This window comes from Methanolobus sp., from assembly GCF_030682845.1.
Taxonomy (GTDB): Archaea; Halobacteriota; Methanosarcinia; order Methanosarcinales; family Methanosarcinaceae; genus Methanolobus.
This window is the reverse complement of record NZ_JAUXNK010000106.1, coordinates 1-13130: the sequence shown is the minus strand read 5'-3', so window position 1 is coordinate 13130 and position 13130 is coordinate 1. Positions and strand designations below refer to the sequence as shown.

The window sequence follows — 13130 nt, the reverse complement described above, 5'->3', positions numbered from 1 at the left end:
CCTGCATAGCCTCCGCTCTTAGACCAGCCCATGCTCAAGCCCCCGCAAGAAATTTAACCCTACGAGCCATTTCAACTATCGGGTACCACGTGGGTCTATAATTTTCCCTCTGTGCCTGGTTATAGACGGCCAGTGCCTTCTCGCGTGCAAAGTCAGATGGCATTGGTCATCACTCCAACCGGACCATTATTCTGGCTGCCATGGCAAGGCGCGCCAGTTACATTTACCTTTATCTTGTTCTTTTCACTCTTCATTCATTCACCTTCACCAATTCAACTCTGCCGTCATCAAATATTATGAATCGAATACTATTCCCCGGTCGTATGCCGAGCGATTCGGTCACTTCCGGCGGTATGAGGATCTGATAGTTCCTCCAGAGTTTTCCGTTCACTGTCATCATGAACATTTGTCACATCCCTATAACGATATCTACACGTTGCTATAGGGATATGAAGATATATATATCTAGCGTTCATACCACGTTATAGTATGGTAACTACTAAGAACAAAGCACAACTCAACTCCACAGTATCCCCATGGATCAAAAAGAGAATTGAAGAAATGGTACAGACAGAAGACTTTTCAAGCATATCTGATGTCGTGTCACAAGCCCTCTCTGAATTCATAGGCAGATATGACGAGATAAGATCTCAAAAGCTCAAGAACAGTGCTCCTGTAGTAGATGCATCGTATTTCCAGACATCCGAAGGCAAGGCGATGATCAAGTCCGTGATCATTGAAGCATTCACTTCCACAGATGAAGTGAATAAGAATGCGCTTAATGGGTCTGATAAGAAAAGACAAAACAAACCTACTAAAAAGGAACCGATTGTAATCTATACTGAAGAATACATCATAGATGAAATCCCATAATAATTATTACTTTCACTGCCCTTGGTTCCTCTATATATGTTGTCGCTAACATGCTCTGTGTGCAAATGATACCGGGGTGACAACATAAGTATATATCAATATCCAGACCAAATGTTTAAACCCTAAAATATTTTACTTTTTGGCGGGAGCAAAAATGTATGTAAAAAGCGATTGTCCATACGGAAACCGAACTTGCTACCATGAACTTCGTTTCCGTGTTAAAAAAGAAATACTGTTTGATGGAGAGAACTATCGTGAGCGCCAAATGATCAAAGACATCGAGATCAAAGATACAATATCAGAGGAAGAGCTTGCAAGGTGTATAGTATATGATCTAAAAGCTTTCATGTATCATGGTATCACCGTAGATGAATTTTGCAAATTGCTCAAGAGATACTATGGCTTTGCGTCAAAGTACTGCTGTGATCTTATCCAGAGGATGAAGAATGAGCTGGACATGTATTGTCCGGACAGGCAGCATCTGTATTATGTGGGGGCAGGGTCTGCCTGAACATTGGAGACATGTAATTAATGATACAATGCCACGCATCAAAAAAAGATAAATGTGGAATGGGTCTATTTGAAAAGACCCTTAAGCCAACTTATGATCTGCTGCAATATACTGGGCTGTGGCTGTGCATCAACTAATCCTGAGAGGTTCTCCTCCACCGGCGGTATATCATCATCAGGGGTTGCAGCTAGCTCTTTCTCAGCATCCCCGGTGTCAGGTTCAGTATCTGTCTGCTGGTTATCGACTAACTGGGAAGCCGGAACGATTGCAAGTTCAGTGCCTGTCTTACCTGAGCTCTTCGCTTTTGCAGCTTTTTTCTCCAGGAGCTCTATCTCAAACGTCTCTCCATCTATCTCAACAATGAACAGACCGGCTGGTACGGTGTTTGTCTTATATGAGGATGTGAAGTAGCCGTTCTTATCCGTCTTTATCTCTGATATACCTTTGAGGGTCAGATCTACCTTTTCTTCATTTTCTGCAGCTTGTCCTGAAATGGAAACCTTGTATGTGAAAGGTAACACATATGACTGTGAAATGCTTGCAAATCCAGAAGAATTTGATGTGGTTGAGCGTGAATACGGTATGCCAAACTTCTTTACCGCAACTTCAAGGTTGGACACATTCTCAGCTTCCACAGAGAAAGTATCAGTTCCCTCAGGCACTTTGATGTTCTTGAGTTCATATTCATATAAGCCGTCTTTCACAGGTACTTCCACACTGAATGATGTGTAGGCTGCAAGCGTACTGCTGGCAGCAGAGTAACCCGTGATAACGATCATATCACCGACAACAGGTTGCTGTGGAGATATGGTGACATTCGTAACAGCACTTGCTGAGGATACCAAAAGTAGTGCGATCAGTATCGAACCGACAAATATCCCACACCCTTTTAATGGGTGGCCCGGGTAGGTAAATGGTAGTGTTATACGTTGTCTCACAAAAAGCCCTCTTTTTAACAAAGCATTTCAATATGTGTCCTATTGAATTTCGTATACTTAAAACATCCTATGTATAATAATCATTTTATAATATTAAAATATGAACCTAAAAATGTGGTTAAAACGCCTACTATGATATCAAATGCACAAAACATTTAATGTATAGCTCCACTTCCTTCCGGTTTATCCCATTATAACCGCCCTTTTCCCCGTAAAGATGACATCGTTATATGGGAAAGTATATATCTTCATTGGAAATACTACCATAAGTTCTTAGTTGGGTCTGCGTTTTTTGTCGAATACAATAAGGCCAAGAACACCTCTATTACTTTTCATCGTCAAAACTGGATTTAAAAAACATGAGCATTCCAAAGATCTCAGAACACTTGACGCGTGATGTAAAAATTACACTGATGCCTGCATTTTTCATAATGCTCGCAGAGCTTCTTTTACTTACGGGTAGGGACTCTATTTCTATCTGGATGCATGTTGGCATTGTCCTGTGCTTACCAATCGTCTCCATTTATTATCATAACAGGGAGATCACAATGGTCTACCAAGCTATGATGCTGTTATCTCTTCTAAGGCTTGTCAATATATCAATGCCGATCTTCTTTGAAACGACCCTGTACACGTTCATCTTCATCTATGCTCCACTAATCATCCCGATATACATTGTTCTGAAAGCACAGGATTTCCAATTCTCATTTCGATTAAGTGATGAAATGAAGAAGAACCGGGTCAAATATTCTCTTATAGCAGTCATTGTAGCATTTGCAATTGCGCAGGGAGAATACGCTATTATTGAAGCTGGTTACCTCATACCGGACCTGTCATTCATGAGCCTGTTGCAATTATCCATTGTTATGATCTTTTTTGTAGGACTTATTGAGGAGATCATATTCAGGTATATCCTGCAAACAAGACTGGAACAGACATTGGGGATATGGCCGGCACTATTGATCGCAAGTGCACTTTTTGGTGTCATGCACTCCGGCTATGGTACGATATATGAGGTCCTTATGACCGCAACTGCAGGTCTTGCGATCGGATATCTATATGTCAGGACCAGAAGCCTCTACTTGATAACTATGATCCATGGCCTCACGAATGTTTTCCTGTTCGGCCTCATTCCCCACCTTGGAGTCGGCCTTGGCCTGTTTTGAGAACTCCTGGTAAGATATGTGATCCTTTAGCTGAGCGGCATCTCAACAGTGAACAGATGTGCGTCCTGGTTTAAGATAGCAGATCTCTTTGATTGGAAGAGCACCATAAGACATTACAAAAGTTAAAAGGTATAAACTCAAGATAGCTTATCAGACAAAAAAGAGATTGAAGATCAGATTGAAATCAATATGAAGGGAAAAATCCCGCCTTCATGCATAAATGATATCTGCAACCTTGAACACAACTATTGCTGTAAAAGCAACAAGCAGTGGGCCAATTCCCATATTGAGGGAATGGCTGAGGTCCTTGTTCCATTTTTCAGATGCGGAAAGTATCTCCTTTCCTGAGAGCAATGCGATCAGAGCAATCACTGCCAGTACACCATACTCCGGTAATCCTGTGCCCGTGGTCATTGAGATTGCCCCAGCTGCAGAAGACACTGCACTCGTTGAGGTTATTGTACTTGTTAGCATCCTTAATCCTACTTAACTATGTTATTTCCCTATGTTATCTTTATCCTACTACTTAAATCTTATCAATTCAATTTGCTTCACTAAAACCCAACGTTTGTGTTCCTTCCAATTCAAACTATTCTTTATAGTTTTAAAAAAGATTCTGTTTTTTTGAGTTTCCTATATCCCCGCATAAAAAGTCGGGGTTATAGTTGTCTCGATTTTGCGTATGCTGCCAATTTATTTTTTTTTTGAAAAATACAAATACACAATTTGATATAGTTAGAATCTAATGTGGTTTTATTAAAAATAAGTTCTTTACTATTTTATTTGTATGAATCCAAATATTAGATAAGCAGAGGTGGAAAAATGGGTTTTATTGGAGATTTGTTAGAAGATGTAACTGGGAAAAGCAAAAGACCTGAGATAAAAGGCAGTAGATTTGAAAGCTTTGTTTCAAAAGAAGTATTTACTGATATGCTATTTGATCTTGTTGAAACGACAAGAGATTTTGATTCAAACAAAGAGAGATTTGAAGAAAGAAGTATGAATCCCGATTTTCTTTTTAGAGATAAAAGAACCAAAGAGGAATTCTGGGTTGAAGCTAAATATAGAAACGGCCTCTTTAAAAACAATAGAGGACAGCTTGTTTGTGAAATTTGTAAACCTTGGCAATTGGATAGATATAAAGAAGTAGAAAAAACAAGTGGGAAAAAAGTGTACATTTGTCTAGGCATTGGAGAAGACCCTAAATATCCAGAAACTGTTCACTTAATTCCTGTTTCAGAAGCTTATCCACAATTATTCCAAAGTAAGCTTAAAGAAACATTGCTATGGAGAGATCAAAACATTTAAATCGAATCTGTATTCAAAAATTTTATTACTTTTTTGACGTTACATAATAGCAAGTCACAATACACTTTAGAATTTCCAAAAGATGTATCCCGTCAGGCTGGCTCTAATAGTACGATTCTTTGTATGAGTGAAAACTTGAGCATGTGATGTTAGTTTCATAAGATTGCGTCGGTTCCACTACCCACCCCTGCAATATTCCTTGAGATAATTTCAGAAAACTTAAATATGTTCCCTGAGTTTAACCTACCCGACGAAGTATAATTATACAGGCATAAGATGTGCCTTCTTTATCAGGTGATTGAAAAATGGTGGTAGTGAGCAGTCTTTCAGGCTTTCGTATTCTGGTTACAGGCGGCGCCGGCTTTATCGGCAGCCATGTGGTCGACAGGCTTGTGAGCATGAACAACAGGGTTACGGTATTTGATAACATGAGCTCCGGCAGGATGGATTTCATATCCCGCCACCTGGAGGACCCTACCTTCAGATTCATTGAAGGCGACCTCCTGGACACCGATGCAATCGGATCAGCATGCAAGGATATCGACCTGGTCTTCCACGTCGCTGCCAACCCCGATGTGCGCCTGGGTGCCACAGACACCAGGGTCCATTTCGACCAGAACATCACAGCCACTTACAACCTCTTAGAAGCCATGCGCAAGTCCAATGTCAAGAACCTTGCCTTCACATCCACCTCCACTGTCTACGGGGAGGCCACCATCATCCCCACCCCCGAGAACTACGGCCCCCTTGTCCCGATCTCCCTATACGGTGCCTCAAAGCTTGCCTGCGAGGCCCTGATTACATCCTACTCCCACACCTTCGACATGCACTCCTGGATCTTCCGCTTCGCCAACATCATCGGCGACCGGGGCACCCACGGCATCATCGTGGATTTCATCGACAAACTAAAAAAGAACCCTCACGAACTTGAGATATTAGGTGATGGTAAACAGTCCAAATCCTACCTCCACGTCCGCGAATGCGTGGAAGCCATGATGTTCGCTGTTACTGAGAGTAACGACGAGGTGAACATCTTCAACATCGGTTCTGAGGATGCTACCAATCCTACACGTATCGGCGAGATCATTGTGGAGGAGATGGGGCTTAGTGATGTTAAGTTCAATTATACCGGCGGTTCCCGTGGCTGGAAGGGCGATGTCCCGAAGATGATGCTGGGCATCGACAAGCTGAAGGAGATGGGGTGGAAGAATGAATGGGAGTCGGAGCGGAGTGTGAGGGAGACTGTGAAGGTGTTGGTTGGTAAGGGAGATAATACATGAGAATAGCCATCATCCTGGGCACCCGCCCCGAGATAATCAAGATGAGCCCGGTGATCCGTGAATGCGAGAGGTGCGGGCTGGATTTCTATATACTGCACACGGGGCAGCACTATTCCTTCGAGATGGACCGCGTGTTCTTTGAGGAGTTAAAGCTGCCTGCTCCAAAGTATAACCTGGATGTAGGCTCAGGCATGCACGGCGAGCAGACCGGCAAGATGCTCTCCGGTATCGAGCGGATCCTTCTGGAAGACACTCCGGATGTCGTGCTGGTGCAGGGCGATACCAACACCGTGCTGGCCGGCGCGTTAGCCGCTTCCAAGCTGCATATCAAGGTGGGACACATCGAAGCAGGCCTACGTAGTTTTGACAGGACCATGCCCGAGGAGACGAACCGCATCGTCGCCGACCACATTTCAGATTACCTTTTTGCACCCACGCAGAACTCAAAGAAATATTTACTTGCCGAGGGCATTCCAGAGGAGAGGATCTTCGTTACTGGCAATACTGTCGTGGACGCTGTGTACCAGAACCTGGAGATATCAAAGCAAATCAGAAAGACGTTGGAACGTTTCGGTCTTGAGGAAAGAGGATACTTCCTTACAACGGTCCACAGGGCAGAAAATACTGACAAAAAGGAACGTCTTGCAGGCATACTTGCAGGCTTTGAGCAAATATATGCAGAATTCAGCCTGCCAATTCTCTTCCCAGCCCACCCGAGAACCGTGAAGATGATACGGGAATTCGGGCTTCAGGTTCCCGAGGGCACGCAGGTGATCGACCCCGTGGGTTATCTCGACTTTCTGCAGCTTGAAGGCTCTGCAAAGCTGATACTCACAGACAGCGGTGGATTGCAGGAGGAAGCCTGTATCCTGGGCGTGCCATGCGTTACGCTGAGGGATAATACAGAGAGGCCGGAAACGGTTGAGGTGGGGGCGAATGTTGTATGTGGTGAGAAGAGCGTCATTTTATGTGTAAAGCAGATGATGCAGGTTGGGAAGGGGTGGAAGAATCCTTATGGGGATGGGGATGCGGCTGAGATCATGCTCAAAGAACTGATTGGAAATTGACGATTTTATTATTGGTGGTACAATGACAAAACTATGTGTGTTAGGTATGGGATACATCGGTCTTCCCACTGCGCTGTTATTTGCGAATAACGGTATTGAAGTTGTGGGTGTTGATGTTAATGAGAAGGTGGTTTCCACCCTGCAGCAAGGAAAGATGCATTTTGAAGAGAATGGTTTCCAGGAACTCCTGGATAGCGCCATGGAAAAAGAGAGTTTTCGCGCTTCTGCAAAAGTGGAAGAGGCAGACGTATTCCTTGTAGCCGTACCCACACCTTTTGACACAGAGTTTCGTATGGCGGATCTCAAATATGTCATCTCAGCCTGCGAAATGGTAGTTCCGCACCTGAAGAAAGGCAACCTTGTGATCATCGAGTCCACCATCCCTCCCAAGACCTGCGAGAAAAGGGTCAGGAAGATCCTGGAACTATCCGGTCTGAAAGCATCCCAGGACTTCTATATATCCCACTGCCCGGAGCGTGCCATCCCCGGCAACACCCTGCATGAGATGGTCAACAACGACAGGGTCATCGGAGGACTTGACAAAAAAGCAACCGAACTCACCCGCGACCTCTACTCCAGCTTTGTCAAAGGCAACCTCTACCTTACCACCAGCACCACCGCCGAGATGATCAAGCTCATGGAGAACACCTACCGTGACGTGAACATCGCCCTCGCAAACGAACTTTCGATGCTGGCAGAGGATTATGGAATCAACATATGGGAAGCCATTGAGATAGCAAATAAACATCCAAGGGTCAATATTCATAAACCCGGGCCTGGAGTCGGTGGACACTGCATAGCTATTGATCCATGGTTCTTAACTGAGAATGCAAACAATAGCAGCCTGATCACTTTAGCCCGCAATATCAATGATTCAATGCCTATCCATGTTTTGAAGAAGGTAAAGGAAATGGTCAATGGCATTGAGTGTCCAGTTATTACTGTTTTTGGTGTAGCTTACAAGGGTGATATTGCAGATACGAGAGCAACTCCTGCACTGAAGTTCATTAAACTGGCAGAGAAAGAAGGGTTTACTATTAAGATATATGATCCTTTTGTTAAAGAGTTTGAGTATCCGATTTTGAGTCTGGAAGAGGCTGTGGAGGGGAGCGATTGTATTGTTGTGCTGACTGATCACTCGATGTTCAGGAATATTCCTAGGGAAGAGTTTTTTGGGAAGATGAGAAATCGGAATGTTGTGGATACGAGGAATGTAATTTCCAAGAGCATAATACACCCTTATATCTAATTTAAATTTTCTATCGTTTACAAAACAAAAAAATGACATTTTATAAATATGATATCGATAATAGAAACTAAAATCGAAAATTTATAAATAGAGAAATACACATTAAATGGAATTTTATATTGAGTGTTTATTCAATGAAAGAAGCCTATAACGACAAAATATCCTATTTAAATCTTACTTATACAAGTGGATAGCAGGTTTGATTCAATATGGGAATACCAAAAATATGGAGATATAATCTGCAACAATATTTGACGGGATTAATTAAGTGGGTTTATGAAAAAATTTTTAATACAAAAACTAGTTCCGAAGTAGATACTTTTATAGACAACTTATCTTATTTGTTTACTGGCACAATGTTAGCCACTGCTTTATCTTTTGCTTTTAACATATACGCCGGCAGAGTATTAGGCCCTATTGAATATGGAAAATTTACACTTGTACAGTCTATTGCAATGTTTTTGCAGGTCCAAATGCTTTTAGGTTTTTCAACCGCAATGGTAAAGTATAACTCGGAGGATATAAATAGTGTTAGGCAGAAAAAAATAATATCAACCACCTATTTAATTGTCCTTGGATTTACCTGCCTGACTTCTACATCTTACTTTCTTTTGGCTCCAATCATTTCAGAATTACTGCAGATATCAATTGAATTATTTTACCTAGCTATTCTTTTTGCAGTTCTCTTTGTTTTTTATCACTTGACTAGCACCACGCTTCAAGGGCTACATCAAATGAAAATGTATTCCAAATTAAAACCAATTTATAGCATAATTCTGTTATCTTGCTTTTTAGTTTTGCTTCATGTTTATAATATAATATCTTTTGAATCTATGTTCATATCAACCTGCATTGCCAACTTATTAATAGGGTTATTTATCTTCAAAAAAATTCATAAATACATTGGTTTTAAACTTGATCTTCCTTGGACAAAAACATTAAGCAAATACAGTATACTAATGATTTTTGCAGATTTGTCATTTGTGTTACAGGGTAACATTGACAGAATATTTATCAACAAATATCTTTTCATAGATGATGTCGGATTGTACACTGCATATTACTATGCATCAATAAATGTCATAAACATATTATTGGGGATTTTTATAACAGCTTTTTTCCCAACCATCTGCAAATTTAAGCAGAAAGAGGATATTTTTAAAAAAGTAAACCGACTTTTAATATATATAATCTTAGTAGGATTACCACTAACATTAGCATCTCAAAACATAATTTTGAGGTTTTATGGTGATCAATATGTGATAGATTACTTTCTAATGATACTCTTTGCAATTGCAGCAGTTTTAACTGCATTGTATAGACTGTACATATGGACATTTAATTCTACAGGTATACAGGGTGCCAGCCTTAATTTAATAGGAAATGGTGTAATAGCAATTTCCAACGTGTTGCTAAATGTTTTACTAATACCACTTATTGGATTGAAAGGTGCTGTTGTTGCAACTATTGTATCTTATATAATAGGAATAAGCTTAGTACTCATACAATCAAAAAGAGATAAATATTTAGGCCATCAATAATTAATAGTAGTATAACTCAAGATTACTTACTCATCTCTAAGCTCATATAAAGTATTAAAGTGATTAGTATACAATTTATTTTTTTTAGAAAAAATGAAAGATTCGCTTAAAACTAAATTCAATCTGTCGATATTGTAGTTATTCACCATTAAATAGCCTGTCGAATTAAAATCAGAAGAAGTTATAACTTTTTGCTTAAAATTAGATAATCCAACTGTTGTAGAATCTGTAGTAATTATTGAATCTTCAGGGATTTTTGAATTAATATAGGTATTTGTAACTACATTTGCTTCTGTAGTATGTATAATTCTAATAGGAATATTATCATTGTAAATTTCACTTCCATCCCCAGCTATATAGCTACTAACAGAAAATATAGTAAAGATGAAAAAAACTAAAGTGAATACACATATGGTTCTTTTTCTCTTAAAGTTACAAATTACAAATATTGAGGATGAAACTATTATGAGAGATATCAAAGAAATATAGGTAAGCAACCGAGCAGGATTAAGACCGAAGTTATCTGAAAATACTCCAGCTACAGGAATTAGACAAACAAGCAGAAGAGAGAGTTTCAAAAACACTTTTTTGGGGATTGCTTTCCCTTTCTTTAGTATTGAATATGTGACTAAAAAAAATGGCAGAGAAATCCCAAGATAAGATACAAAGAGTTGTAGGATAAAATCCATGGAAATCAGTTCCTCTGCAACATTCTGGATTAAATTAGGAGTCTGATCTATATTTATGAAAAAAAAGCTTTCTACGATCCTATTGAATAAATTTATACTTACATACATTTGGTATGATATGAAAAAGACAGAATATAATAAAAAAAGAGAGTAATTACTCAAAGTTTTCAAAAAATAAATTTTAACTATTAAGTAAGAGAATAAAATAAAGAATAAAGAAGCAGATATTTCTGGATGCCAGAAAAATAATCCGATAGTCGATAGAAAAAATAGAAATAGGATATTTATATTCGGCAATTCAATCTGTTTCAATAAAAAATAGAAACTTAAAAATAGTAAGCATGTTCCGCCGATTTTAGAAGTGCTAAACAGCATTATGAAAATGTTCATTGTAGAGAGTGAAAAAAGCAATGAACACATTAATCCAGCTTTTTTATCTAAAAGAGTTGTCCCTATTAAATATCCAATCGGAATAAGAATAAGTGAATGGGATAGATTAAGCAGTTTGAAATGGCTAATTGAAAAACCGACGAGTAAACCAAAAATAGATTGAATTAAATGAAAAAACGGATAATGGTAGTAATGATAAGCTTTAGTACTCAAGTAACCACTGTCAATTATTTGGGATATATGTGGATAATGAAATTGATGAGTATCAATTCCAATATGAAATGGACTAAGAAATAATGAAGAAGCACGAATAATTACTGCCAAAACTAATATTTGGAAAACAAGGATGCTAAATACATCTTTAGTAGTAACTTTAGATTTGAGAGCTATCTGTAGGGCAACAGAAACTGCAGCAATTCCTACAAATACATAATAAACTAATGGTTTGACATAATTGACATTATTGAGAATCAGAACGATAATCGTGATTGAACAAAAAAAAGTTATTTGCAATATTTTATTGATTTGGTATTCTTCATAAATCAATGAAGTCTTTGCTCTTGAATAATTTATTTTGGGTTCAAGCAATAAGTAGATAGCCCCTAATAAAGAAAATAGAGAGATGCTGAAAACTAATACAGATAGTGTAGGCATACTACCTTTTGATATCAACAATAACGAGTAGATCAGAGATAACATAAAAAAGATAATGCTAACTCTTGGCAGAAGCGAAACCAAATAGGTATAACTATTTGTGCTACTTTTTTCTAGCTCACTGCCTTGATCTACTTTATCAATCATAGATTTCCCCTATTATATTAAAACATAGAATTTAATTAGTCATGTATTGATTTTTGTAAATTGATTGGATAACTAGTCATTAATCAAATCCCTAATGTCAAGGACATTATTTTAGATTTGCATAGACATTTGAGATTTCTGTTGCACACTTCTGCCAGCCAAAATTATTGTTGAGATATATATAATTATCTTTCCCCATCCTTTCTACCATCAATTCATTTTGTAGCAACATATAAATAGCATCAGCCATAGCACTAGTATTGCCAGATTCTACAATAATCCCATTTATTGTATTTTCTATTATTTCTGGTATTGCCCCGACATTTGTTGCAACAATGGGTTTGCGCGCTAACATCGCTTCAAGGAGTGTCAAACCAAACCCTTCTAATTTTGATGGACATACGTAAATATCACACACTGAATAATATTTCCTTAATGCCTCTTCATCTACAAACCCAGTAAATATCACATTTTGAGAAATCCCCATTAACCTTACAATCTCTTTCAAATCAGTTTGGTCACCTTTACCAACAACCAGCAAAACTACATTTTGTCTTTCCAACACTAGTTTGAAACTTTCAAGAAGAAAAGTTAATCCTTTTCGAGGATCATTTATTCTTCCTACAAAAAGCAATATTTTTTTGTCAGCGATACCCAACTCGCTTTTAATGGATTTAATTTCATCGTCATCAACATCGACTTTATTAAGATCAATGCCATTATAAATAGTTTTGACTTTTGTGGAATTCACACTATAAACAGATACTATTTCTTTTTTTGTGAATTCACTTACAGCAATTATATAGTCAGCAGATTCTACACATTTTTTTTCAATGGATGTAATAAATAAGTTATTTTCACTACCTATTTTTTTTAATCTTGTAAAAGTAGGCAAACTATTGTTTTTGATTGCACTTTTAACTAAGTGGTGAATTGTGACAACATGAGGCACTTCCACGATTTTGCTTTTTAGGAACCAATATGAAATACCATTAAAGTGAATTAAATCAAACTCGTCATTATTGTGTGCTCGTTTAATTTCTTTTGGCAAATATAACCAGAATTGAAGTGCTTTAAGAGGTAACTTTTCATGCAATCGAATGTAATTTATTTTTAACTCCATATTGGAAAAGTCAGTTTTCTGTTTTAGCATAGCAGGAGTGAACACAGTTACTTCATGACCTAATTTTACAAGCTCTTGAACTACATTTTGTGCATATACACCCGCACCACCAATTATGTGAGGAGGGTACTCAAATGTTACGAATGCAATCTTCATATATCCTCTCTAATTTCTCAGTAATTTTAGCATAATCT

The 13130-nt window shown here is 38.5% G+C and carries 13 protein-coding genes; 8 read left to right on the top strand and 5 right to left on the bottom strand.

Annotated elements, in window-relative coordinates; genetic code table 11:
- Positions 1 to 250: 250 nt before the first annotated feature.
- Entirely contained in the window at positions 251 to 406 is a 156-nt protein-coding gene (locus tag Q8J68_RS13995; protein ID WP_305312131.1) for an AbrB/MazE/SpoVT family DNA-binding domain-containing protein, read from the bottom strand.
- An 83-nt stretch (positions 407 to 489) separates the two neighbouring features.
- On the opposite strand from Q8J68_RS13995, the gene Q8J68_RS13990 reads away from it, so the two are divergent.
- Positions 490 to 873, top strand: a complete 384-nt coding sequence (locus Q8J68_RS13990; protein WP_305312130.1) for a hypothetical protein — start codon at positions 490 to 492, stop codon at positions 871 to 873.
- Between the two features lie 154 nt (positions 874 to 1027).
- Complete coding sequence (locus tag Q8J68_RS13985; protein WP_305312129.1) at positions 1028 to 1384, top strand: hypothetical protein; 357 nt, start codon at positions 1028 to 1030, stop codon at positions 1382 to 1384.
- A 65-nt stretch (positions 1385 to 1449) separates the two neighbouring features.
- On the opposite strand, the gene Q8J68_RS13980 is transcribed toward Q8J68_RS13985, so the two are convergent.
- Positions 1450 to 2322: a hypothetical protein gene (locus Q8J68_RS13980; protein WP_305312128.1), complete on the bottom strand. Its 873-nt coding sequence runs from the start codon at positions 2320 to 2322 to the stop codon at positions 1450 to 1452.
- Between the two features lie 359 nt (positions 2323 to 2681).
- Here Q8J68_RS13980 and Q8J68_RS13975 point away from each other — a divergent pair, with 359 nt between their 5' ends.
- The gene (locus tag Q8J68_RS13975; protein ID WP_305312127.1) at positions 2682 to 3488 is read left to right on the top strand and encodes a CPBP family intramembrane glutamic endopeptidase; all 807 of its coding nucleotides are present in this window, start codon (positions 2682 to 2684) and stop codon (positions 3486 to 3488) included.
- Positions 3489 to 3698: 210 nt separating this feature from the next.
- On the opposite strand, the gene Q8J68_RS13970 is transcribed toward Q8J68_RS13975, so the two are convergent.
- A complete protein-coding gene (locus Q8J68_RS13970; protein WP_305312126.1) occupies positions 3699 to 3962 on the bottom strand; it encodes a hypothetical protein in 264 nt (87 codons plus the stop codon).
- Between the two features lie 348 nt (positions 3963 to 4310).
- Between Q8J68_RS13970 and Q8J68_RS13965 the strand changes: the two genes are divergently transcribed.
- The 5 genes from Q8J68_RS13965 to Q8J68_RS13945 all read left to right on the top strand — a co-directional run bounded on the left by Q8J68_RS13965 (position 4311) and on the right by Q8J68_RS13945 (position 9933).
- Positions 4311 to 4796, top strand: coding sequence for a hypothetical protein (locus Q8J68_RS13965; RefSeq protein ID WP_305312125.1), 486 nt, complete (start codon positions 4311 to 4313; stop codon positions 4794 to 4796).
- A 305-nt stretch (positions 4797 to 5101) separates the two neighbouring features.
- On the top strand, positions 5102 to 6076 hold the full coding sequence (locus tag Q8J68_RS13960) for an NAD-dependent epimerase/dehydratase family protein (protein WP_305312124.1): 975 nt from the start codon (positions 5102 to 5104) through the stop codon (positions 6074 to 6076).
- The gene (wecB, locus tag Q8J68_RS13955; RefSeq protein ID WP_305312123.1) at positions 6073 to 7143 is read left to right on the top strand and encodes a non-hydrolyzing UDP-N-acetylglucosamine 2-epimerase; all 1071 of its coding nucleotides are present in this window, start codon (positions 6073 to 6075) and stop codon (positions 7141 to 7143) included. Before Q8J68_RS13960 ends, wecB begins: the two co-directional genes overlap by 4 nt.
- A 22-nt stretch (positions 7144 to 7165) precedes the next feature.
- Complete coding sequence (locus Q8J68_RS13950) at positions 7166 to 8392, top strand: nucleotide sugar dehydrogenase (protein ID WP_305312122.1); 1227 nt, start codon at positions 7166 to 7168, stop codon at positions 8390 to 8392.
- Between the two features lie 209 nt (positions 8393 to 8601).
- Complete coding sequence (locus Q8J68_RS13945; protein ID WP_305312121.1) at positions 8602 to 9933, top strand: oligosaccharide flippase family protein; 1332 nt, start codon at positions 8602 to 8604, stop codon at positions 9931 to 9933.
- A gap of 26 nt (positions 9934 to 9959) precedes the next feature.
- Here Q8J68_RS13945 and Q8J68_RS13940 read toward each other — a convergent pair whose 3' ends face one another.
- Both Q8J68_RS13940 and Q8J68_RS13935 read right to left on the bottom strand, forming a co-directional pair.
- Positions 9960 to 11813 carry a hypothetical protein gene (locus Q8J68_RS13940; RefSeq protein ID WP_305312120.1) on the bottom strand — a complete coding sequence of 618 codons (1854 nt, stop codon included), beginning with the start codon at positions 11811 to 11813 and terminating at the stop codon, positions 9960 to 9962.
- Between the two features lie 106 nt (positions 11814 to 11919).
- Positions 11920 to 13092: a glycosyltransferase family 4 protein gene (locus tag Q8J68_RS13935; RefSeq protein WP_305312119.1), complete on the bottom strand. Its 1173-nt coding sequence runs from the start codon at positions 13090 to 13092 to the stop codon at positions 11920 to 11922.
- Positions 13093 to 13130 lie beyond the last annotated feature (38 nt).